21 protein-coding genes are annotated in these 22,766 nt (G+C 72.9%); 11 read left to right on the top strand and 10 right to left on the bottom strand.

The features are described 5' to 3' along the window. Positions 1 to 37 precede the first annotated feature (37 nt). The gene (locus ACFWTE_RS25615) at positions 38 to 397 is read right to left on the bottom strand and encodes an STAS domain-containing protein (protein ID WP_378782459.1); all 360 of its coding nucleotides are present in this window, start codon (positions 395 to 397) and stop codon (positions 38 to 40) included. A gap of 450 nt (positions 398 to 847) precedes the next feature. Here ACFWTE_RS25615 and ACFWTE_RS25610 point away from each other — a divergent pair, with 450 nt between their 5' ends. The 5 genes from ACFWTE_RS25610 to ACFWTE_RS25590 all read left to right on the top strand — a co-directional run bounded on the left by ACFWTE_RS25610 (position 848) and on the right by ACFWTE_RS25590 (position 5,097). Continuing rightward, positions 848 to 1,384 (top strand): NUDIX hydrolase family protein, encoded by a 537-nt coding sequence (locus tag ACFWTE_RS25610; RefSeq protein WP_378782458.1) that lies wholly within the window; start codon positions 848 to 850, stop codon positions 1,382 to 1,384. A gap of 147 nt (positions 1,385 to 1,531) precedes the next feature. Further along, entirely contained in the window at positions 1,532 to 2,221 is a 690-nt protein-coding gene (locus ACFWTE_RS25605; RefSeq protein ID WP_378782457.1) for a hypothetical protein, read from the top strand. Further along, the gene (locus ACFWTE_RS25600) at positions 2,184 to 2,801 is read left to right on the top strand and encodes a TetR/AcrR family transcriptional regulator (RefSeq protein ID WP_378782456.1); all 618 of its coding nucleotides are present in this window, start codon (positions 2,184 to 2,186) and stop codon (positions 2,799 to 2,801) included. Before ACFWTE_RS25605 ends, ACFWTE_RS25600 begins: the two co-directional genes overlap by 38 nt. A gap of 66 nt (positions 2,802 to 2,867) precedes the next feature. Continuing rightward, a complete protein-coding gene (locus ACFWTE_RS25595) occupies positions 2,868 to 3,524 on the top strand; it encodes a nucleoside/nucleotide kinase family protein (protein ID WP_378782455.1) in 657 nt (218 codons plus the stop codon). 226 nt (positions 3,525 to 3,750) lie between these two features. Continuing rightward, entirely contained in the window at positions 3,751 to 5,097 is a 1,347-nt protein-coding gene (locus ACFWTE_RS25590; protein WP_378782454.1) for an MFS transporter, read from the top strand. A gap of 70 nt (positions 5,098 to 5,167) precedes the next feature. Here the strand turns inward: ACFWTE_RS25590 and ACFWTE_RS25585 are convergent, their stop codons facing one another. The 6 genes from ACFWTE_RS25585 to ACFWTE_RS25560 form a co-directional block, all read right to left on the bottom strand. After that, positions 5,168 to 5,800: an HAD-IA family hydrolase gene (locus ACFWTE_RS25585; protein WP_378782453.1), complete on the bottom strand. Its 633-nt coding sequence runs from the start codon at positions 5,798 to 5,800 to the stop codon at positions 5,168 to 5,170. A gap of 101 nt (positions 5,801 to 5,901) precedes the next feature. Further along, a complete protein-coding gene (gene fahA, locus ACFWTE_RS25580; RefSeq protein WP_378782452.1) occupies positions 5,902 to 7,116 on the bottom strand; it encodes a fumarylacetoacetase in 1,215 nt (404 codons plus the stop codon). A 110-nt stretch (positions 7,117 to 7,226) separates the two neighbouring features. Continuing rightward, positions 7,227 to 8,123 carry a hypothetical protein gene (locus ACFWTE_RS25575; protein ID WP_378782451.1) on the bottom strand — a complete coding sequence of 299 codons (897 nt, stop codon included), beginning with the start codon at positions 8,121 to 8,123 and terminating at the stop codon, positions 7,227 to 7,229. Further along, entirely contained in the window at positions 8,120 to 9,328 is a 1,209-nt protein-coding gene (locus tag ACFWTE_RS25570) for a homogentisate 1,2-dioxygenase (RefSeq protein ID WP_378782450.1), read from the bottom strand. Before ACFWTE_RS25570 ends, ACFWTE_RS25575 begins: the two co-directional genes overlap by 4 nt. A 132-nt stretch (positions 9,329 to 9,460) precedes the next feature. Beyond that, positions 9,461 to 11,179 (bottom strand): FAD-dependent monooxygenase, encoded by a 1,719-nt coding sequence (locus ACFWTE_RS25565; protein ID WP_378782449.1) that lies wholly within the window; start codon positions 11,177 to 11,179, stop codon positions 9,461 to 9,463. Positions 11,180 to 11,277: 98 nt separating this feature from the next. Beyond that, the gene (locus ACFWTE_RS25560; RefSeq protein ID WP_378782448.1) at positions 11,278 to 12,240 is read right to left on the bottom strand and encodes an MBL fold metallo-hydrolase; all 963 of its coding nucleotides are present in this window, start codon (positions 12,238 to 12,240) and stop codon (positions 11,278 to 11,280) included. Positions 12,241 to 12,615: 375 nt separating this feature from the next. Between ACFWTE_RS25560 and ACFWTE_RS25555 the strand changes: the two genes are divergently transcribed. The 6 genes from ACFWTE_RS25555 to ACFWTE_RS25530 all read left to right on the top strand — a co-directional run bounded on the left by ACFWTE_RS25555 (position 12,616) and on the right by ACFWTE_RS25530 (position 19,152). After that, entirely contained in the window at positions 12,616 to 13,155 is a 540-nt protein-coding gene (locus ACFWTE_RS25555) for a MarR family winged helix-turn-helix transcriptional regulator (RefSeq protein WP_378782447.1), read from the top strand. Positions 13,156 to 13,281: 126 nt separating this feature from the next. Further along, positions 13,282 to 14,337 carry an aminotransferase class V-fold PLP-dependent enzyme gene (locus ACFWTE_RS25550; protein WP_378782446.1) on the top strand — a complete coding sequence of 352 codons (1,056 nt, stop codon included), beginning with the start codon at positions 13,282 to 13,284 and terminating at the stop codon, positions 14,335 to 14,337. A gap of 164 nt (positions 14,338 to 14,501) precedes the next feature. Further along, a complete protein-coding gene (locus tag ACFWTE_RS25545; protein ID WP_378782445.1) occupies positions 14,502 to 15,863 on the top strand; it encodes a flavin monoamine oxidase family protein in 1,362 nt (453 codons plus the stop codon). A 330-nt stretch (positions 15,864 to 16,193) separates the two neighbouring features. Further along, a complete protein-coding gene (locus tag ACFWTE_RS25540) occupies positions 16,194 to 16,721 on the top strand; it encodes a toxin-antitoxin system HicB family antitoxin (RefSeq protein ID WP_378782444.1) in 528 nt (175 codons plus the stop codon). A gap of 74 nt (positions 16,722 to 16,795) precedes the next feature. Next, positions 16,796 to 17,632, top strand: a complete 837-nt coding sequence (locus ACFWTE_RS25535; RefSeq protein WP_378782443.1) for a DUF4097 domain-containing protein — start codon at positions 16,796 to 16,798, stop codon at positions 17,630 to 17,632. Between the two features lie 344 nt (positions 17,633 to 17,976). Beyond that, entirely contained in the window at positions 17,977 to 19,152 is a 1,176-nt protein-coding gene (locus tag ACFWTE_RS25530) for a DUF418 domain-containing protein (RefSeq protein ID WP_378782442.1), read from the top strand. Between the two features lie 105 nt (positions 19,153 to 19,257). Here ACFWTE_RS25530 and ACFWTE_RS25525 read toward each other — a convergent pair whose 3' ends face one another. The 3 genes from ACFWTE_RS25525 to ACFWTE_RS25515 all read right to left on the bottom strand — a co-directional run. Further along, positions 19,258 to 20,562: a TrkH family potassium uptake protein gene (locus tag ACFWTE_RS25525; protein WP_378782441.1), complete on the bottom strand. Its 1,305-nt coding sequence runs from the start codon at positions 20,560 to 20,562 to the stop codon at positions 19,258 to 19,260. Positions 20,563 to 20,711: 149 nt separating this feature from the next. Further along, positions 20,712 to 21,419: a response regulator transcription factor gene (locus ACFWTE_RS25520; RefSeq protein ID WP_378782440.1), complete on the bottom strand. Its 708-nt coding sequence runs from the start codon at positions 21,417 to 21,419 to the stop codon at positions 20,712 to 20,714. Then, positions 21,416 to 22,766: DUF4118 domain-containing protein (locus ACFWTE_RS25515; RefSeq protein ID WP_378782439.1), on the bottom strand; the 1,351-nt coding region annotated here is incomplete at its 5' end. The genes ACFWTE_RS25515 and ACFWTE_RS25520, both read right to left, overlap by 4 nt.

Below are 22,766 nucleotides of genomic sequence, written 5' to 3'. Positions count from 1 at the left end.
CGGGGTCCTGTGTCACGGGGCCGGGGCCGGTGCCGGCTCACGGTCCGCCAGGGACCGTGTCGCCGATCGGGTCGCCGTTGACCCGCAGTCCGCTGGTGTGGGTCAGTGCCATCTCCAGGATCGGGTAGATCTCGAACAGGCGCCCCATTCCGAGTGCCTCGAGCACGCGCGCGACGATGGGCGCGGGTTCGGCGAGCACCACGTGGCGCCCCTCGGCGGTGAGGGTCCTGAAGACCGACACGAGGGCGCTCACCCCGCTCGCGTCGAAGAAGTCGAGTCCTGACATGTCCACGACCAGGCAGTCGCACCGTGAGGCGTGTGCGGCCTGGAGCAGCCGATCGCGCATGCGGTCGGCTGTGGCGAGGTCGATCTCACCGTGGACGGGTACGACCGTCACACCTGTACAGCGGAAACGCTCCTGGGCAGAGAACCGGGCATCCATCACCACTCGGGCCACCTCTCACCAGACGTAACCTTTCCACTACGCAACCGCGTACGAGATCGTAGCCTCTGCAGAGAAGCCACGGGAGGCTTTCCGTGAGAAAAACCCGCGAAATCTCGCCAATGTAGCCACCCGGACAGGTTGGTGTCACCCTGTCCTGAGATGCCGGGTCGCGCGGCGGCGGGGTCCGCGACTCCGGACCCTTCCTCATCTCTCTCGGACACTCCCGAAATCCGGTCCGCACCGTGCTTTACGGTCGTGAATGCGGTAGAAGCAGTACATGTGACACCCGGTGTCCGCGCCCACGGGCCGGACCCCCGGGCCGACCTCAGGGACAGCAAGACGAAGGGAGGGAGCGGTGACCGCAGCCCGGCCCCGCGGCCGGGGGCACCCACCGCGCACCCGATGACCGAAACCGCCGACACCCAGCCCGGCTGGCTCGCCCATGAGGAACTGGAGAGCCTCCGGGGCCGGATGCCCGTCCTCTACGTCCAGGCGGTACCCGTCCGGGTGGACGAGGCGGGCCAGGTGACCCATGTCGGCCTGCTTCTGCGCGCCACCCCCGACGGCAGCTTCCAGCGCTCGGTCGTCTCCGGCCGCGTGCTGTACCACGAGCGGGTGCGCGACGCCCTCCTCCGGCACCTGGAGAAGGACCTGGGCCCGGTCGCCCTGCCCCGCATCCCCGGTTCGCCCCAGCCGTTCACGGTCGCCGAGTACTTTCCCACTCCGGGCGTCACCCCGTTCCACGACGCGCGCCAGCACGCGGTGGCGCTGGCCTACATCGTCCCGGTCTCGGGCGACTGCCAGCCCCGGCAGGACGCACTGGACCTGGAGTGGTTCACCCCGGAGGAGGCGGCCAGCCCGCAGTTGCGCGAGGAGATGACGGGCGGCCAGGGGGTACTGCTGCGCCAGGCCATGGCACACGTGGGGCACGCCCCCTGACACCTCTCCCCCCGGCCACCGCGGTCGCGCCCTGAACGACGGGCGGAGGGGCCGGTGCCGGAGATCCTCCGGCGCCGGCCCCTTTCCGTGCCGTGCCCCGGGGCTTATTATGACTGACCAGTCAGTCATTTTAGGATCGGAGCAACCATGGACACCGGCCACCCGAAGGCCTCCACACCCGCCGCACCCGGGCACGGACCGCACGCCGCCTCCCGGCGCGCACCGCGCGCCGATCCCCCCACGCGCGTCCGGCACCGGTTCACCAAGGCCCTGGTCGGCTCCGACCCCTCCCCCGGGGAGCTCGCCACCACCCTGGCCTGTGCCCTGGCGGGCACCGCCCTCGCCGTCGGCGCCTGCCTCGCCGCGGACCTGCCCGCGGCGGCGACCGCGGTCACCGCAGTCGTCGCCTTCGACTTCTTCGGCGGCGCCGTGGCCACCTCGACCGCGGCGGCCAAACGCCGCTACCACGCGCCCGGCCGCACCCTCCGCCACCACACGGGGTTCGTGGCACTCCACCTCCAACCCTTCGCGCTGGCCCTGTTCGTGCCCGGCTTCGGCTGGTGGACCGCCGCCGCCCTGTACCTGTTCGCCCTGGCCTGCGCCGTGGCCGTCGGTCTCACACCGCTCCCCCTGCGCGCGCCCGTCGCGTTCTGCGCCACCGCGACCGGATCGACCGCCGCACTGCTGTTCCTGCCGGTGCCCGACGCCCTGGCCTGGCTGGCCCCCGTCATGCTCGTCAAACTCCTGCTGGGCCATATGCTCCCCGGGGCGGTACGGGCAACGGCGGAGGGGGGAGCCCATGGCACCGAAGAGGGTCGACCGGTCGGCGCGGCGTGAGGAGATCCTGTCCGCCGCCGTACGCGTGTTCGCGCGGCAGGGGTTCGCCGCGACCCGGATCGAGGACGTCGCCGCCGAGGCGGGGATCGCCAAGGGCAGCGTCTACCTCTCCTTCAACAGCCGGGACGACCTGCTGGCCGCCGCTTTCGCACGGCTGGCCGAACGCTCCGACGGCGTGCTCGGGCACATCACCGCGCCAGGGGTCCCGGCCGTCGAGCGGCTCACCTGCCTCGTGCGGTCGGTCGTGGCCATGCTCGCGGACGAACCCGATCTCACCCGCGTGATGGTCGACCTGTGGGCGGCGGGCCGCCACAGGGGTGACGCCGCCCCCCTGGACATGGCGACGGTCTACCGCGAGTACCGGGGCGCCGTCGCCGGCCTCCTGCGTGAGGCCGCCGACGAGGGCGACCTGCGCCCCGGTGTCGGAGAGCCCGAGGCCACCGTGGTGGTCGGCGCGATCGAGGGCTGCCTCGTGCAGTGGCTCATGGATCCCGGTGTCCCCCTGGCCGGACTCGCCGACACCGTGGTGGAGGTGTGCCTGTCGGGCCTGCGGGCGGACGGCCCGCCCTCCCGCCCGTGACCCTGCGCAGGAAACGGGCCGGGCGCGGGCGGGCGGGGGAAGGCTCCGGGGCATAGGGTCGTGTCCATGCCCGAACCGCTTGTCGCCGACGCCCTCGCCCTGGCCCGGGAGGCCGCCGCGGGCGGTACCCGCCGGGCCGTGCTCGGCCTGACCGGACCTCCCGCCGCGGGGAAGTCGACGCTCGCCCGCCACCTGGTGGCCGAGGTCGGCCGCGCCCTGGGGCCCGGTACCGCCGGTTACCTGCCCATGGACGGCTTCCACCTGTCCAACGCCCAGCTCGAACGCCTGGGCCGGCTCGACCGCAAGGGCGCTCCGGACACCTTCGACGCGCACGGGTACGCGGCGCTGGTGCGCCGACTGCTGACCGAGACGGACCATCCGGTCTACGTTCCCGACTACGACCGGACCCTGCACGAACCGGTGGCCGCGCGGCACGTGGTCGAGCCGCACACACTCCTGGTCGTGACCGAGGGCAACTACCTCGCGAGCGACGACCACCCCTGGGCGCAACTGCGGGGGCTGTTCGCCGAACTCTGGTACGTGGAGGCCGACGACGGGGTACGGGAGCGCAGACTGCACCGGCGCCAGGTGTCGGGCGGGGCGAGCGAGGAGGCCGCCCGGGAGTGGGTGGAGCGCAGCGACCGCCCCAACGGCGAACTGGTCAAGCGGTTCCGGGCGAACTGTACGCGGGTGGTGCGCACAGGGGCCGTACCCGGAAGCTGAGCACCGCCGCGGGAGCGGATCCGCGACCCGGACCCGCCCCGCGTGACGCGTCCCACGCAGTGGGACGAGAACGCCCGAACCGGCAGGCCCTCCCGCGCTCCGACCCTGTGCCGACGGGCGGAGACGACCGCTTCGCCCGTCCACATGGTGAGACAAATGTTTCACATGGTGTCCACCGCGGCTAACATCCAGCCACCAACACCGCACTGACCTGGAAAGAAGTCCCATGACGGACGTCGCCCCACGCTCGCCAGACCTGGCCGATCCACCGACCAACCCCAGGCGCAAGGTCCTCACGGCCAGCCTCGTGGGCACGTCCATCGAGTTCTACGACTTCTACATCTACGCCACGGCCGCGGTCCTGGTCTTCCCGATGCTGTTCTTCCCCGAGGGCGACCTGATGGCGGCGCGGCTCCAGTCGCTGGCCACCTTCGCGATCGCGTTCGTCGCCCGCCCCATCGGTTCCTGGGTGTTCGGGCACTTCGGCGACCGGATCGGCCGCAAGGCCACGCTGGTGGCGTCCCTGCTCACCATGGGCATCGCGACCGTCGGCATCGGTGTGCTGCCCATCTACGCGCAGGTGGGCGTCCTGGCCCCCGTCCTGCTGGCGATCTGCCGGTTCGGCCAGGGGCTCGGCCTGGGCGGCGAGTGGGGCGGAGCCGCACTGTTGGCGACGGAGAACGCCCCCGCCGGAAAGCGCGGCTTCTACGGAACGTTCCCGCAGCTGGGCGCCCCGATCGGGTTCTTCCTCGCCAACGGCGTGTTCCTGGTCCTGAGCCAGACCATGAGCGACGAGACGTTCCTGGCCTGGGGCTGGCGTGTCCCGTTCCTGCTCTCGACCCTGCTGATCGTCGTCGGCCTCTGGGTCCGGCTGACCCTGCACGAGACCCCCGCGTTCGCGAAGGTCGTCGCGTCCGGCGAGCGGGTCAAGACCCCCATCGTCGAACTGTTCCGCACCAGCTGGCGGGCGGTCGTCCTGGGCACCCTGATCATGGTCGCGACCTACGTGCTGTTCTACCTCATGACCGTGTTCTCCCTGGGCTTTGGCACCGACCCCGAGGCCGGCCTGGGCTACGAGCGCTCGCAGTTCCTCGTCTTCCTGATGATCGGCGTGGTGTTCTTCGCCCTGTTCACGCCGGTCTCCGGGCTCCTCGCGGACCGGTTCGGCCGCAAGCCCACCCTGATCGTGGTCACCGTCGCGATCATCGTCTTCGGCTTCGCGATGGGCCCGATGATGGGCAGCGGGGGCACGGTCGGGGTCATGGCCTTCCTGATCATCGGCCTCTCCCTGATGGGCCTGACCTTCGGCCCCATGGCGGCGGTCCTGCCGGAGCTGTTCCCGACCAACGTCCGCTACACCGGCGCCTCGGTCGCGTACAACATGGCGGGCCTGCTGGGGGCCTCGTTCGCCCCCTACATCGCGACCTGGCTCGCGGGCGCCTTCGGCCTGGTCTGGGTCGGCGGCTACCTCGTCCTGGTCGGCGTGATCACCCTCGTCGCCCTGCTGATCAGCCGCGAGACGCGCGACGACGACCTGGACGCCATCCCCAGCCGGGCCGGGTCCGCCGGGTAGACCCCGCCCACCCACGCCCCGCGAACGGGCCGGACGGCAGCAGCCGCCCGGCCCGTTCGCCGTGCGGGCACTACCCGGCCAGAGCCTCCGACAGGCGCTCGCGGGACGTGAAGACGTGGCCGCGCATGCCGACCCCCTCGGCCGCGCGGACGTTGACCTCCCGGTCGTCCACGAAGAGGATGCGCTCCGCGTCCGCGCCCAGGGCCTCCCTGCACCAGAGGTAGGCGCCCTCCTCGGGTTTGGCGTGGCCGATGCGGCAGGAGAGTCCCCGGACCCGGAAGCGCCCGAACCAGGGGTGCTCGGCCTCGTAGTGGGCGGCGAGCTCCTCGGGGATGTTGGAGAGCAGGGCCACGGTCCGGCCCGAGTCCGCCAGTTCCGTGACCAGGTCGACCATGGCGGCGTCGACGGCGCTCCAACTGGCGATGTCGGCCGCCACCAGGGCGGCGACCCGCCGGTCGTCGAAGCGGACGCCCAGGGCCCGGGCCATGCGGCCCCAGTAGCCCGGACCGTCCACGTCACCGCGGTCGTAGTCGGGCCGCAGCTCCCAGTACGCCTTCCAGAAGGCCGGTGCGGGCACGTGTGCGTCCGCCGCCACCACCAGTTGGTCCCTGCCCTCCTCCGACTGGTGGCACGCGATGACGCCGAAGAGGTCGAAGAGCACGATGTCGGGGTTGTGCCGGGGCGGCTGTGCGGAGTTCACCATGCCGCCAGTGAACCCGACCGCGCTCCGCCCGGACGACGCGGCCCGCGCGATCGGCCGCGCCGACCACGGGGTCGGCGCGGCCGCGGCCTCCGGGGCCCGGACTACCTCGCGGGGAGGATCCGGCCCGCCACCTCTCCGAAGTGGACCGGGGCGCCGTCCGGGCCGGGGGCGGTCGCGGTGATGACCACCTCGTCACCGTCCTCCAGGAAGGCCCGCTCGGTGCCGTCGGGCAGCCGCAGGGGCTCCTTGCCGCTCCAGGAGAGCTCCAGGAGGGAGCCGCGCTGGTCGGCCCCGGGGCCGCTGACGGTGCCGGAGGCGTAGACGTCACCGGTCCGCAGCGAGGCGCCGTTGACGGTCATGTGGGCGAGCTGCTGAGCGGCGGTCCAGTACATCTGGGCGAACGGGGGGTTGGACACCACGTGCCCGTTGAGCCGGACCTCCAGGCGCAGGTCCAGGCCCCAGGGGCGCGTCCCCCGAAGGTAGGGCAGCGGCTCGGGGTCCTGGGCGGGCTGCTCGACCCGGGCCGCCTCCAGGGCGGAGACGGGCACGACCCACGGGGAGACGGACGTGGCGAACGACTTGCCCAGGAACGGCCCCAGCGGCACGTACTCCCAGGCCTGGAGGTCGCGCGAGGACCAGTCGTTGAGCAGGAACACGCCGAACACGTGGTCGGGGAAGGAGTCCACCTCCACGCGCTCGCCCATGGGACTGGGCGTGCCCACCACGAAACCGACCTCGGCCTCGATGTCCAGGCGCACGGACGGCCCGAAGACCGGGGCGGGCTCGGTCGGCGGTTTGCGCTGGCCGGTGGGGCGCACGATGTCGGTCCCCGACACCACGATCGTGCCCGAGCGGCCGTGGTAGCCGATCGGCAGGTGTTTCCAGTTCGGAGTGAGGGGCTCCTGGTCGGGGCGGAAGATACGGCCCACGTTGGTGGCGTGGTGCTCCGAGGCGTAGAAGTCCACGTAGTCGGCCACGGTGAACGGCAGGTGCATGCGTACCGACGACCGGTCCACCAGGTGCGGACGGACGGTCTCGGCGTGGACGGAGTCGGTGAGCCACCGGGTGAGGGAGGACCGCACCTGGTCCCACACCGGGCGTCCGGCCGCCAGCAGGGCGTCCAGGTCGGGCCGGGCGACGGTGTCCGCGAACGGGGCGCCCAGGGCGCGGGCCGCGCCTGCGAGGTCCAGGACGTGTTCTCCGACGGCCACGCCCACACGCGGTTCGGTGTCGGGGCCGGTGCTGAACACCCCGTAGGGCAGGGTGGCCAGGCCGAACTGCGCGTCCGGGTCGAGGTCGAGCCAGCTGTCGGGCATGAGCGGTGCTTTCTGGGAGTGGACGGTCGGTGGATCGGGGTCGGTCCCGGGCCGGCCCGGTGGAGGGCCGGGCCCCGGGACGGGCCGGGGGCTGGTCGGGGACGGGCGGGTCACCGCGGCCCGGGTGCGGGCAGGGCGCCCAGGACGACCAGGTCCTCCAGGGGGTCGGTGACGCTGCACGTGCCGAAGGAGCGGAATGTGCCGCGCACGGTCTCGGCCTCCTCGTCGGTGAGCTTGGCGGCGAGTCCGGCCACGGTCGCCCCGTCGCGTTCGGCCAGGACGCGGGCGGCGTCCTCGGCGGCCCCGCCGCCGAGGAGGACACCGGTCGCGAGAAGCACGTTGAGGAAGCCGTGCTGCTCGAACCCCTCCCGGGACGTGTGGCGGACCGCGTGGTGGAGCCCGGCCGTGCACTTGAACGGCACGCCCAGCCCGACCGCCGCGTACAGGGACTCCGCGAGCTCCTGCTCGCCCGGGTGGGCCTCGGGGGTGAGCCCCCCGGTGCGGAACTTGGCGTGGTGGCCGGTGCCGACCAGTGCCACCAGGTCGGCGTGCACGTCCCCCTGGCGGGAGACCTCCACGAACCCCTCGGCGCCGTCGGGCAGGTGGGTGCGCAGCGCCTCCGCCGCCTCCCGGGTGCGGCCGGGTGCGGCGGCGACCTCGACCGCGGACAGGCGCAGCGCCGGATCGGCGAGGACCGCGTCGACCGCCGCCCCCACCTCCTCCGCGCCGCCCGGGACGGTGACGGCCACCGTGAGGGGGGCGTCGGCGCCCCCCGGCCCGGGGCCCCCGGGGTTCGCGTGGCGGTCGTCCCCGTCCCTGCGCTCCCTGCCCAGGACGGTGCGCAGTTCGGCCACGCGCGCGTCGGAGACCAGGAAGGGGCCGACGTACCCGGCGCGGCGGCCCGCCAGGTGGGCCCGGTGGGCGGGCAGCGCCTCGCCCATCGGCGCGTTGCCCGGCGGGAACAGCGCGGCGTCGTCGAACAGCTTGCGGTACAGGACTCCGCTCACGAGCGCTCCCTCTTTCCTCCGGCCCAGGTCCACGCGTATCCGCCGTCGTCGGCGGCGGTGCCCCCCTCACCCAGGTCGAGCGGGCGGAAGGTGTCCACCATGACCGCGAGCTCGTCGAAGAACTCGGCGCCGATGCTGCGCTCGTACGCGCCGGGCTGCGGCCCGTGGGAGTGGCCGCCGGGGTGCAGGGAGATGGACCCCTGGCCGATGCCGGACCCCTTGCGGGCCTCGTAGTTCCCGCCGCAGTAGAACATGACCTCGTCGGAGTCCACGTTGGAGTGGTAGTAGGGCACCGGGATGGCCCCGGGGTGGTAGTCCACCTTGCGGGGGACGAAGTTGCAGATGACGAAGTTGTTGCCCTCGAACACCTGGTGGACGGGCGGCGGCTGGTGGACGCGGCCGGTGATGGGCTGGAAGTCGGCGATGTTGAGGACGTACGGGTACAGGCAGCCGTCCCAGCCGACGACGTCGAACGGGTGCTCGGGGTAGGTGTACCGCGTGCCGGAGATGCCCCCGGGACCGCTGCCCCTGTGCTTGATGAGCACGTCGACGTTCTCGCCCTGGGCCAGCAGCGGTTCGGAGGGGCCGCGCAGGTCGCGTTCGCAGTAGGGGGAGTGCTCCAGGAGCTGTCCGTACCTGGACAGGTAGCGCTTGGGCGGGGCGATGTGGCTGTTGGCCTCCACCACGTACGCGCGCAGCGGCTGGTCTCCGGTGGGTACCCAGCGGTGGGTGGTGGCGCGCGGCAAGATGACGTAGTCGCCCTGGCCGACCTCCAGGAGGCCGAACACGGTCTCCACCCGGGCGGTGCCGGACTCCACGTACACGCACTCGTCGCCGATGCCGTTGCGGTAGAGCTCGGAGGGCGCGCCCGCGACCACGTAGGAGATGCGCACGTCGTCGTTGCCCAGGACGAGGCGGCGCGACGCGACGACGTCGGCGGCCTTCCAGTCCTCACCGGTGAACAGGTCGTGGAGCCGCAGGTGGCGCGGGACCATCGGTGCGTTGCGGGTGCGGGCCTGGTCGGGCACCTCCCACTCGGCGGCGTCGACGATGGCGGAGGGGATGGCGCGGTGGTAGAGGAGCGAGGAGTCCGCGGAGAACCCCTCCTCCCCCATCAGCTCCTCGTAGTACAGGCCGCCCTCGGGGTTGCGGTGCTGGGTGTGGCGGGTGCGCGGCACCTCGCCGATCCGACGGTAGTGGGCCATGGCGGTGTTCTCTCCTCACCGTGGGCTGGGACGGTCGCGACGGTGGTCGCACCCGTGCTGTCCGGTTCTGGTTCGAGCTGGTCTGCGGTCCTTTGGCCCGCTCTCGGGGGTCGTGCGGGGCGGCGGGCCGGGTCAGGCGGTCCGGGCGGGCCGTTCGCGCCGGGTCCGCCCGGACCGGTCGTCGGGTCCGTCGGCGGCTGTGAGCCCGAGGCAGGTACGGACGGCTGCGCCGACGGCGCCGGGGTCGTGTCCGGGGACGACGGCGGCGACGTGTGCGTCGGGGCGCACCAGCCACACCTGGCCGGGGTCGGGTTCCAGTGCCGCGGCGAGCGCGCCCGTGGTGTCGACGTCGTCCAGGTACAGGGCGGTGACGGGGGCGCCGGTGGCCTCGCGCGCGGCGGTGCGCGCGGCGTCCAGGAAGAGGTCCGGGTCGAGGCCCTCCGGTGCGGGGCCCAGGAGCAGGGTCAGCCCCTCGCGCAGCAGCGGCCGGATCCGCTCCACCGCGCTCGTACCGGACCCGACGGCGTCGGGGACGCTGACCGGGGCGTCGGGGAGGATCACGCCCGGACACGGGGAGGGCGTCGCCCCCCGGGGCGGCCGTCCACCGAAGGGGCGTTCGGGGCAGGGCGTGGTCAGGGCGGACCCGGTGTACCAGAAGGGTTCGGCGAGGCGGCCGGAGTCGACCAGGGCCCGGGCGGAGTCCTCGGTGAGGGCGCGTTCGAGGACGGTGACGCGGGTGTGGTGCTCGTCGTCGCCGTGGGGGACGAGGAAGCGCATGGTGGCGCCGGTGACCTCGGCGTTCTCCTGCGCGGCGGCGTGGCGTTCGGTGTGGTAGCTCTCCAGGAGCTCCTCGCCCGCCCACCCCGCGAGGACGTAGGCGAGCTTCCAGGCGGCGTTCTCGGCGTCCTGGACGCCGGAGTTGAGCCCGCGTGCGCCGAAGGGCGCCACGAGGTGGGCGTTGTCGCCCAGTAGGAGGACCCGCCCCGAGCGCATGCGTTCGACCACGCGGGTGTGGAACCGGTACACCGAGCGCCAGACGATCTCGTAGGGCTTGTCCCCGACGATCTGGCGGATGCGCGCGTCCAGGCGCCCGCCCGCCTCCTCCGCCTCCAGGTCGAAGTCGGACGGGACCTGCCAGTCGATGCGGTACACCGAGTCGGGGCAGGGGTGGATGAGGACCTGGCGGCCGGGGTTCCACTCGGGGTCGAAGTAGAAGCGGCGTTCGCGTTCCCAGCCGGGAAGGTCGGCGCGGATGTCGCAGATGAGGAAGCGGTCCTCGAAGGTGGTGCCGTCGAAGGACAGCCCGAGCGCGTCGCGGACCACGCCGCCGTGGGCGCCCAGGCAGGACAGGGCGTGGGAGCCGCGCAGGAGGGCCGGCCCCTCGGGGGTGTGGCACTCGACGGTGACGCCCTGCGCGTCCTGGGTGATGCCGGTGACCCGGTGGTTCCAGCGGATCCGCACCCCGGCCGCGGCCAGGCGCTCGTCGAGGACCTCCTCGGTACGGGACTGGGAGATGTTGACGAACGGGGGCAGGGGCGAGGCCCCCGGGTCGGCGAGGTGGACGCTGAACAGCTCGTGCCCCTGGTAGAACGTGCGGGCCGTGTCCCAGGTCAGCCCCTCCCCCACGAGTCCGCCCGCTCCCAGCCAGTCCCACACGTCGAGCACGTCGCGCTGCTGGCAGATGGCCTTGGAGCCCACGGCGTCGCGCTCGGGACGGCCGTCCACGATCAGGACGGGGACGCCCCGCCGGGCCAGGAGCAGGGCCGCGGTCTGGCCGACCGGTCCCGCTCCGAGCACCAGGACGGGGGCGGTACCGGTGTCGGCGGGGGTGCGTGGAGCAGGGGGTCGCATGTCGGGCTCCGTTCGGCTGGGGCGCCCCGGTGCGGGCGCGGAGTCGGTGGTGGTGGCCGGGGCCGGTCCCCGGTCGGGCCGGGGATCCGGGCCGGCGGTCAGCCCTGGAGCTGGGCCCACACCTCGCGGTCGCGCTCGGCCGTCCAGATGACCGGCCGCTCGATGCCCCGGAACTCGTCCCACAGGCGCGAGACGTCGAAGGGCAGGCAGTGCTCGAAGATGGGCCAGTGGCCGTAGTCGTCCTCCAGTGCCGCGTGCGTGGCGGTGAAGGCCTCCTTGAGGGTGCCGCCGCGCTCGTGGACGGCGCCGACCTCGCGGATCATGACGTCGAGGAAGTTGCGGGTCTGCTCGACGGCGGCGTCGACCTCGTCGCGTCCGCGGCTGACGGCCCCGCGCCCGCCGACGAGCATCTGCGCGCCGAGGGCCTTGACCCTGTCCAGGGTCGCCCCGGCCCAGTCCTTGTGGAAGGCGTCGCCGGTGTAGAGGGCGGCCTGCGCCTCGACGAGGTCGCCGGCGAAGAGGATCTTCTGCCGGGGCAGCCAGGCGACGATGTCGCCCTCGGTGTGGCCGCGGCCGAAGTACTGCAGGACGAGCTCTCCCCTGTCTCCGCCCAGGTCGATGGTGGTGCGGTCGGCGAAGGTCTGGGTGGGCCAGGTCAGGCCGGGTACCGAGTCGGCGTCCTTGGCGAGGCGGGGCATGCGGCCGAACTCGCTGGCCCAGTCCTCCTCGCCCCGTTCGCGGATGAGCTCGTGGGTCTTCTCGTGGGTGAGGATGATCTCGGCGTCGAAGGCGCTGGCTCCGAGGACGCGCACCGCGTGGTAGTGGGAGAGCACCAGGTAGCGGACGGGCTTGTCGGTCTGCTCGCGCAGGATCTTGAGCCAGTCGCGCGCGGCGGCGGGGGTGGCGAGGGCCTCGAAGGCGACGACGAAGTCCTCGCCCTCGATGGCGCCGACGTTGGGGTCGCCCTCCGCGGTGAGCGCGTAGACCCCGTCGGCCAGGACCTCCAGGGTCTGCGGCTTGGCCTCGGTGTCGGCGGAGGAGGCGAACGGCTTGGCTGCCATGGTCTGAGGACCCTTCACTCGCTCAGGATGGCTGCGGCCACCCAATTGATCAAAGGTTTGATGATTCCGACCCTAACGTGCTCCACGCCACAGGGCCAAGAGACGTGGGGCCGACCATCCAGTGATACAGATCACACGCCAAGGCTACCCGGGGATCCGCCACGCACCCCCGCCAGCCGTTTCGCACCCCGCCCGCCCCGCAGGCACCACACGCCACACCAGCGGGGTACCGGCGGACCCCGCCGCACTCCCCGGACCGGTGAAGGACCCGCGGACCCCGGCATCCGCCGGGCGCACCGGGCCGCCGCGACACGGACGCGGACCGGCGATCCCTCGGCCCACGGCCCCGGCCCGCCAGGGGCTAGGCTGGTCGGCGTGACCCATGACACCGCGCCCCCCAGCGATCTCACCTTCTGGTCATTCGTGGACTACGCGGTGCAGAAGGCCGAACAGGAACTCCCCTCCGTCAACGCCGACGCCATGCGCATGGTCCTCACCCTCAACCGGGCCACGAGCATGGTCATCTACGACCTGGAGTCCTCCGTCCACCGCCCGCGCGGGCTCACCTGGCCCGGGTTCAGGGTGATCTTCGCGCTGTGGCTGGCGGGCCCCATGGAGGCCAAGACCACCGCCGAGATCTCCGGCATGAGCCGGGCCGCCCTGTCCGCGCTCCTCAACACCCTCGAACGCGACGGGCTGATCGTCCGCGAGCGCGCCACCCACGACCGGCGCGCCCTCCAGCTCACCCTCACCGAGGCCGGGTACGGGGCGATCCTGGGCGGGTTCCGCGCGCACAACCGGCGCGAGACGGCCTGGGCCGAGTCCCTCGAACCCGAGGAGCGCACAGAACTCGTCCGCCTGCTCAACAAGCTCATGGCCGGGTCCACCGAGGCCAAGGCCAAGTTCCGCAGCTGACCGCGTCCGGGGCCGTGCTCGGCCACCGTGCGGCCCCGGTACCGCACGGGCCCCGCACCGCGGCGGAGTCCGCTCCGGGCCCGATTGGACCTTGAGTGCCGCCCCGCGGACGGCGAGCATCGGAGCATGCACGACTCCAGTCGCGACCGCCTGCGCTCGGCGCAGCGGCAGTTCTCTCCCGAGACCACGTACCTCAACACCGCCACCCACGGGCTGACTCCCCGCACGGCCCTCCTCGACCTGGAACGGCACCTGCGCACGGTGGGCGCCGGACGCTTCTCCCCCGCGGACGCGGATCCCGGCATCGCGGCGGCCCGCACCACCTACTCCCGCCTGACGGGAGTCCCCCTCGACCGGATCGCGATCGGCGCCCACGCCTCCCAGTTCGTCGGGACGATCGCCGCGAGTCTGCCGCCCGGCTCCGAGGTCCTGACCGCCTCCCAGGAGTTCAGCTCCGTCGTCCACCCCTTCCTCGCCCGCGAGCCGCACGGCGTCCGGGTCCGCGAGGTCCCGCTCGACCGGCTGGCCGACGAGGTCGGCCCGGGTACGACCCTGGTCGCCGTCTCGGCGGTGCAGTCCTCCAACGGCGCCCTCGCGCCTCTGGAGGATCTGCTCAGCGCCTGCGCCGAGCACGGGGCCCGGCTGATGCTGGACACCACCCAGGCGGGATGGCTGCCACTGCCCCTGGAACGGGTCGACTACACGGTGTGCAGCACCTACAAGTGGCTGCTGGGACCGCGCGGCTGCGCCTTCCTCACCGGGACGGCGGAGGCCCTGGCCGACCTCGAACCCCTGGCCGCGAACTGGTACGCGGCCACCGACCCCTGGAACTCCCTCTACGGCGGCCCCCTGCGGCTCGCCGACGGGGCGCGGCGCCTGGACCTGGCTCCCGTCTGGTTCTCGTGGGTCGGGCTGACACCCGCCCTGGAGCTCATCGAGGAGGTCGGCGCGGAGACGATCCGCGAGCACGACGCCGGGCTCGGCGACCGGCTGCTCACGGCGCTGGACCTCCCGCCGGCCGGGTCGGCGATCGTGTCCCTGGCCGTCTCGGAGGACCTCTCCCGCCGGGTCCGCGAGGCCGGGATCGCCGCGTCCACCCGTGGCGGGCGGCTCAGGGTGTCGTTCCACCTGTACAACACGGAGGAGGACGTGTACCGGCTCGTCAAGGTCCTGACCTCCTGACCCGGGAATCCACCGCTCGGTGACCGCCCGGCGCCGGGGCTGTCCCCGCCCGCCGCACCCGCCCGCTGCGCCGGGGACCGCTCCGGGCCCCCGTCCGGGGCACTACGCCGCACCTGGGACCGTTGATCCAGCACAGGAACTCGGGAGCGGGGAGAGAGCGGGCCGTGGAGCACAGCGACGTCGTCATCGTGGGAGCCGGACTGTCGGGATTGGCCGCGGCGTGGCGGTTGAGGGAGGCGGGCGCGCGCTCGGTGGTGGTCCTGGAGGGCCGGCCCGCGGCCGGGGGCCGCGCGGCCGCCTCGGGCGCCCCGCTGCCGGACGGGGTCCCCCCGGCGAGCATGTACGCGCGGCGGACGGACCGGGACCTGCTGGACCTGGCGTCCGCCCTGGACGTACCGGTCGACGAGCTGCCCGACGACCCCGCGCTGAGCGACCTGCGCATCGACGAGGACGGCGAGAGCGAGGCCAGTGACGAGCACATGCCACTGGACTCCTCCTGGTGGACCCTGCTGCGCAACGAGTGGATCCTGGGTCGCATCGCACGGCGCTGCGAGGGCATCGACTTCGCCGAGCCCTGGCGCTCGGCCAACGCCGAGAAACTCGACGCCCTGACCGTGCGCGGGTGGCTGCGCTCGCACACCTCCGACCCGGAACTGCTCGAACTGGTCGAGGAGCAGCTGACCCTGGCCGCCGCCCTGCCGGCCGACCGCATCAGCATGTTGTGGCTGCTCGCCCACCTGGGGCCGACACCGGCCAGGGGTGAGCGGCCCCTACGCCTGGACCCCGACCTCCTGGTGCGCAGACTGGCCGCGTGGGCGGGGGACGACCTCCGTACCGGCCACCACGTGTCCCGCATCGAACACGGCGGCGAGCGGGCGCTGCTCCACGGCGACTGGGGCTCCCTGTCGGCCGACCACGTGGTCATCGCGGTCCCGCCCTCGGACGCCGACCGGCTGGACATGACCCCCGCTCCGGCGCCGAGCAGGCGCCGGCTCCAGCGGCAGTGGCCGCAGACCGAGGTCATCCGCACCGAGATCGTCTACTGGCGCCCCTTCTGGCGCGGGTTCGGCCTCTCCGGGGAGCTGCACTTCGACGACGGCATTCCCGCGTGGACCATCGACGACAGCCCGTCCGAGTCCTCCCAGGGGCGCCTGGTGGCCCACACCTACACGTTCGGCGAGGCGGACCCCCTGGGCGCGGACCAGAGCATCGCCGACGACCCGGACCGCCACCGGGCCCTGCTGCTGGACAACCTGAGCGGTGTGCTCGGACCCCTGGCCGCCGATCCGGTCTCCCTCCACCAGACCCTGCCGGACTCCACCCCGTACAGCCGCGCCTACCAGTCCCCCATGCCTCCCGGGTTCCTGACCGAGTTCGGCCCCCTCATGCGCGCCCCGGTGGGACCGCTCCGCTGGGCGGCGACGGAGACCGCGGTCTTCCCGTGCAACGGAACCCTCAACGGGGCCGTCAGCAGCGGGTACCGCGCGGCCGAGGAGGTCCTGGCCGAGGTGGCCTCCCACGCCTGACCCGGGTTCCGTTCGAAGGGGGCTCGGCCGCCCTGCCCCCACGGCCGCCCCGATGGACCCCATGTCCCCCCGGAGCCCGGACAGCACATGTGCGATGGAGCCGTCACAGGTACCGCCCCTCCGAGGAGCGGGGCGCGTCCGTAGACGGCGCCATCGCGGTGCCATCTTGACACCGGCGCCTCTCGCCACCCCGAAGCCACGGCGCTTCCGGTGCGGCCACCGCTCCTTCTCCGCAACGGCGGCCTCCGCCTGCGCCGGCACTCTCCTCGCCGCCAGAAAATGGCGCCACCTAGGTCTTGAATGGCGCCATATATGTGCCATTATGATGCCATGGAACTCACGCCGTACGTCGACAACCTCCGGAACGAACTCGCGACCGCGGCGGACGCGGGCGGGGACGAGGCCCGCGCCCTCGCCGAACGGCTCACCGCCCCCCTGGACGCGGCCGCGAGGCTGACGCTGCTGCACGCGCTGTCCGACGCCATGGCCGAGGTCACCCGGGACCTGGCACCGGGGTCGGTCGAGGTACGGCTGCGCGGGCTCGACCCGGAGTTCGTAGTGACACCGCCGCAGGATCACGAGCCCCCGGAGGAAGGCGAACCGGTGCCGAGCGCCGCGCGGGCACCGGCACCGCCCGTCGTGGCGGACGACGACGGGGCTCCGGCACGCATCAACCTCCGGCTCCCCGCCCACCTCAAGGCCCGCGCCGAGACCGCCGCAGGACAGGAGGGGCTGTCGGTCAACGCCTGGCTCGTCCGGGCCCTCGCCACAGCCCTGGAGCCCGGCGACCGGCCCGAGCAGCCGGTCGCGCTACGGCGCTCCGGCGGACGTCAGGGTTTCACCGGCTGGGTCCGCTGACCCGCCGGCACAGGGCCCCCTTCACACCACCCACCAGCGGCCACACGCCCCAGAGCCATGAGGACGGGACAGCCATGCCCAGTTTCGACACGCCAGAACCGGTCTCGGTGACCCTCGAATTCGATATCGGCACCGTCCGGATCACCGCGGGCGAGCGCGCGGACACCGTCGTCGACGTCCGGCCCAGCGACGCCGCGCAGGAGAACGACGTCCGGGACGCCGAGCGGACCAGGGTGACCTGCACCAGAGAGAAGCTGCTCGTCAGGGGGCCCAAAAACCGCTCCCTGTTCGGCAGGAGCGGCTCCGTCGACATCACGATCGGCCTCCCCGCCGGATCGCATGTGCGGGCAGAGGCCGCTGTGGGGGACCTGCTCTGCGAGGGACGGCTCGGCGACCTCGGTCTGCGCGTCTCCGCCGGGGACATCCAGGTCGCGGAGGCCCGCAGCGCCACCGTGAAGAGCGGCTACGGCACCGTCCGGGTGGACGCGGTGGACACCGACGCCGACGTCTCGGGCTCGGACCGCGTCCACGTCGGCCGGGTCGGAGGGACCGCCACCGTGACGAACCACAACGGTGAGACCACGGTGGGCGAGGTCGTCGGCGAACTGCGGGCGAGGTCGGCCAACGGCCGCATCACCGTCGCCGTGGCACACGCCGGGGTGGATGCCAGGTCGGCCAACGGTTCCATCACCGTGGGCGAGGTGGCCCGCGGCCAGGTCGCCCTCCGGACCACCGCCGGAAAGGTCGAGGTCGGCATCCGCGAGTCCTCCGCCGCCTGGCTGGATGTGGACACCCGTCTGGGCAAGGTCCACCAGGCCCTCGAACCCGTCGACGGCCCCCATGCCTCCGAGGAGACCGTCCGGGTGCGTGCCCGCACCGGCCTCGGCGACATCGTGGTCCGCCGCGCCTGAACACGCGCTACGAGCCCGACCAGTACCCCGGACGGCACGGGCACGGCCGCCCTGACCCCGGCACCCACGTCCGCCCACCTGGTCGGCGGGTACCGGCCCGGCGAACCCCTCGCGGCGACAGCCGCGTCGTCGCCCCGTCCGGGGGTGTGGGCCCCACCCCGGCCGGCTGCCTCCGGGCCCGCACCACCCTCCCCCGGGGCGTCGCGCCAGCCGGCCACGCCCCCGTCCTCCATCACAGGAGCCGCCGCCATGCACCCCCCACGAAGAACTCCCGGAGCCGGGGCCCGCACCTGCCGGCCCGGCCCCGCGGGGCCTCGCACGACCCCGTCTCGGAGCGCGACGCCATGAACCCCTCCCCTCCCGCCCCGGACCCCGGGGGCACCGACGGCCGGTCCCTGGCGCCGGACCTGGCACGCGGCGTCATGCTGCTGGTGATCGCGCTGGCGCACGCCCCCGCGTTCGTCGGCGACTGGACCCGCGGCCCGGCCCCGCTCAACGCCACCGCCGAGTTCATCAAGTACCTCGTGACGGACAACCAGGCCCGCGCGATGTTCGTGTTCCTCTTCGGCTACGGGCTGGGACAGCTGGCACGGCGACAGCTCGACCGCGGCGGGGACTGGACGTCCCTGCGCGCGCTGTTGCGCCGCCGGGGCTTCTGGCTGCTGGCCATCGGATTCGCGCACGCGGCGCTCCTGGTCCCCCTGGACATCATCGCCGTCTACGGTCTGACCCTGCTCATGCTCGCGCCCCTGGTCCGTTCCCGGGACTCCGCCCTGCTGTGGACAGCGGCCCTGGTCTCGGTCCCCGCGACGCTCCTCATCGCGTGGCAGGGTGTAACGGCGTGGACCACCACCGGCGGCGGTGCGGCCACGCTGGTGCCGTACATGACCGAAAGCCCCGTCCACCACGTCCTCTTCAACCTCAGGGGGTGGCCCGTGGAGACGCTCGTCTCCGTCCTCGTGGTGGTTCCGGGTCTGCTGTGGGGTGTCTGGGCCGCCAGGCGCCGGATCCTCGACGAACCGGAGCGGCACACGGTGCTCCTGCGCCGCTCCTGCGTCCTGCTGCTCGGTGCGGCGCTGATGGGCAGGCTCCCCCTGGCCCTTCTGCTCACCGGGGTCTGGGAGAGCGACTCCGCGGCGCTGGTCTGGGTGTTCACCACCGCGCACACGCTGGCCGGCTACGCGGGCGGCATCGGCATGGCGGCCTGTGTCGGACTCGTCGCGATCCGGATCGGGCGCGACCGCGGACGGGTCACCACCGGGCTCGCCGCGCTCGGGCAGAGGTCGATGACCTTCTACCTGTTCCAGTCGGTGGTGTTCGTCGCCCTGTTCTACCCGTTCACCCTGGACCTGAGCGGCGAACTGGGTATCGCTGGCTCCTACGGCGTCGCCACCGCGGTCTGGGCGGCCTCGGTCCTGCTGGCCGCGTGGATGCACGTCCGAGGAGTCCGGGGTCCGGCGGAGACACTGCTACGGCGCCTCTCCGACCGGCCGGCCGACCGGGCTCCCTCACCCCGCTGAGCGGTACCGCCGCCCCGGGGGCCGGGGCGGCGGTACCGGCTGCGCAACCCACCCACGAGGCCTTCGCACCGCTCCCCGGCCGGACCCGGCGTGCCGCCGGGCGCGTCAGCCGACGATCGGGCGCTCCTCGGGCAGTTCGTAGGCGCGTGCCCGGCGCCGCAGGGCGAGGGCCGACGCCAGGGCGATCGGGCCGATCCTGCCGACGAACATCAGGAAGACGAGCACCATCTGCCCCGGGACCGGAAGGTCCGCGGTGATTCCGGTCGACAGGCCGACCGTGGCGAAGGCCGACGTGGTCTCGAACAGGATCTCGTCCAGGGTGAAGGTGGTCATCGTCATCAGCGTGAGCGTGCCGGCCAGGACCAGGGACAGGGCCAGCAGCACCACGGTGACCGCCTGGGAGGCGACGCCCTCACCCAGGCGGCGGTTGCCGACGTGCACGGTGGGCTCCCCCCGCACGTTGGCCAGGACCACGAACAGCAGGACCGCGAACGTCGTCACCTTGATGCCTCCCGCGGTCCCCGCGCTGCCGCCGCCGATGAACATCAAGATGTCGGTGACCAGCAGTGTCTGGGTGTTCATCCCACCGAAGTCCAGGCTGTTGAAGCCCGCCGTGCGCGGCATCACCGCCTGGAAGAAACCGGTGAGGAGCTTGCCGCGCAGGTCCATCCCGCCCATCGTGGCCGGGTTGTTCCATTCCAGGGCGAGGAAGGCCAGGAAGCCGACGGCGATGAGGCACCCCGTGACGGACAGGGTGATCCTGACGTGGACCGACAGGGTGTGCCGCTCGCCCCTGCGGCGGGTGGAGCGCCACAGCTCCACCCACACGGGGAAGCCCAACCCGCCCGCGACGACCCCCACGGCGACCGGCACCGTGATCCACGGATCCGAGGCGAACCCCATGAGGCTGTCGGCGAAGGGTGAGAACCCGGCGTTGTTGAAGGACGAGACAGCGTGGAAGAGACCCAGGTAGGCCGCGGAGCCGAACGGGAGGTCGTACCCGAGCCACCAGCGCAGTGTGAGGGCCACTGTGAGGACCGCCTCGAAGAACAGCGTCACCACGAGGATGCCGAGGGTGATCCGGCGCACCTCCCCCAGGGTGACGACCTTGGCCTCCGAACCGGCGCGCACGGCCATGCGCAGGCCCACGTGGCGGCCCACGACCAGGGTGAGCACGGTCGCCAGCGCCATGACGCCGAAGCCTCCCACCTGGATGAGCACCAGGATCACGGTCTGGCCGAGGTGGGACCAGTGGTCCCCTGTGTCGACCACCGCGAGTCCGGTCACGCTCGCCGCCGAGGTGGAGGTGAACATCGCGGTGGCGAACGGCGCCCGCTCCCCGCTCTCGGTGGCCGCGGGCAGCGACAGCAGGAGCGCACCGCAGAGCACGAGAAGGGCGAACGCCAGCACGGTGAGCTGCGGCGGGCTGAGCCGTCGGGAGATGTGCCGCGGCCACCGCCCTGCACGCGAGCCGAGGCGTTGCCACGGCCGGGGCGGGCCGGGGCGTTGCCACGGCCGGGGCGGGCCGGGGCGTCGCGGCCTCCGCCTGGAGCGCGGGTTCACGTGTGGCCCCCGTCGGTGCCGTCCTGCCGGAACCGGTACCCCATGCCCGGCTCGGTGATCAGGAAGCGCGGCGACTTCGGTTCCGGTTCGATCTTCTTGCGGATCTGGGAGATGTACAGGCGCAGGTATCCGGTGTCCTGGACGTGCTCGGACCCCCAGATGTCGGAGAGGAGCGTCTGCCGTGTGACGAGCTTGCCCGAGTGGCGGATGAGGACCTCCAGGAGGCGCCACTCCGTGGGCGTCAACCGCACGACCTCGACACCGGAGGGGCCGGGGCGGGTCACGGTCTTGGCCGAGAGGTCGATGGTCAGCTCCCCCACCCGGACGACCGGTTCGGTGTCGCCGCCGAGGCCCCTGCGGGTCAGGGCACGCACACGCGCGAGCAGCTCGTCGATGGCGAAGGGCTTGGTGATGTAGTCGTCCGCCCCGGTGTCCAGCGCCCGGACCTTGTCCACGGAGTCGGTGCGCCCGGAGACGACGAGGATGGGGGCGCTCGTCCAGCCCCGGATGCCCTCGATGACCCCGACACCGTCCAGGTGGGGCATGCCCAGGTCGATCAGGTACAGGTCGGGGCGCTGCTCGACAGCGGCCCTGAGGGCGTCGGTGCCGTTGGTCGCGACGACGATGTCGTAGCCGCGGGCGCGCAGCGTGACCCTCAGGGCGCGGAGGATCTGCGGGTCGTCGTCGGCCACCAGGATCTTCATCGGTCCTTCCTTCCGGAGGCGCGCCCGTCGGCGACGGGCAGGGAGATGACCATGGTCAGGCCTCCGCCGGGGGTGTCCTCTGCGGTGAGTCCGCCGCCCATCCCCTCCACGAAGCCCTTGGACAGGGTGAGGCCCAGGCCCAGACCGGTCGTGTTGTCGGTGTCGCCCAGGCGCTGGAACGGGACGAACAGCTGGTCCCTGCGCCCGGGTGGGACGCCGCCCCCGTGGTCGATGACGCGGATCTCGACGGTGTCCCCGAAAGCGCTGGTGGCCACGCGCGCGTTGAGGCCGCGCGGTGAGAACCGGACGGCGTTGGCGAGGATGTTCACGATGGCCCTCTGCAGCAGGCCGGCGTCGGCGCGCACGGGCGGCAGGTCGGGGTCGAGTTCCAGGTCGACGTCGGCCGGGCCGAGTCCGAGTTCGTCCAGGGACGGCAGGATCACCTCGTCGACGTCGGTGTCGGCGAGCGTCACCACGAGCGCCCCGGCCTGGAGGCGGCTGACGTCGAGGAGGTTGGTGACCAGGCCGGTCAGGGTGGTCAGGCTCTCCTCCGCGGTGGCGAGCAGTTCGTCGCGGTCCGCCGGGGACCAGCTCACGTCGGACGAGCGCAGGCTGCTGACCGCGGTGGTCGCCGCGGTCAGCGGTCTGCGCAGGTCGTGGCTGACCGCCGACAACAGGGCGCTACGGACCTGGTCGTTCTGGGCCAGCGGGCCGACTTCGCCGGCGGTGTCGCTGAGGTCCTGGTGTTCGAGCGCCGCGTCGATCTGCGCGGCGATCACTCCCAGGACCCTCCGTTCGGACGCCCCCAGGGCGGCGCCGTGGAGTTCGAGGGCTGCGCGGTCGCCGACCTGGACGACCGCGGGTTCCCCGTCCTGCGGCGTCTGCCCGGACGCGGACAGGACCTCGTCCCCGGAGCGCAGCCGTACGGCGTCGAGCCCGAAGGCCTCCCGGGTCCGGTCGACCAGGGCCTGGAGCGCGTCCTGGCCCCTCAGGACGTTGCCCGCGATCGTCGCGAGGAGTTCGGACTCCGCCCTGGCGCGCCGGGCCGCACGCGTCTGACGCGCCGCCTTGTCGACGATGTAGCTGACCAGTGCGGCGCCGGCGACGTACAGGACCAGCGCGATCAGGTGGACCGGGTCGTCGATCGTGATGGTGTGCAGGGGTTCGATGAAGAAGAAGTCCAGCGTGATCGCGGACAGGACCGCGGTGTACAGGGCGGGCCAGATGCCTCCGACGAGCGCGGCGACGATGACCAGCAGCTGGTAGGTCAGGACGTCGATGACTATGGACTCGTCGCTGCGCTGTACCGCGAGCAGCCAGGTGAGGAGCGGGCCGGCGACCACCGAC

This window comes from Nocardiopsis sp. NPDC058631, from assembly GCF_042716955.1.
Lineage (GTDB): Bacteria > Actinomycetota > Actinomycetes > Streptosporangiales > Streptosporangiaceae > Nocardiopsis.
This window is presented reverse-complemented; position numbering and strand designations above follow the sequence as displayed.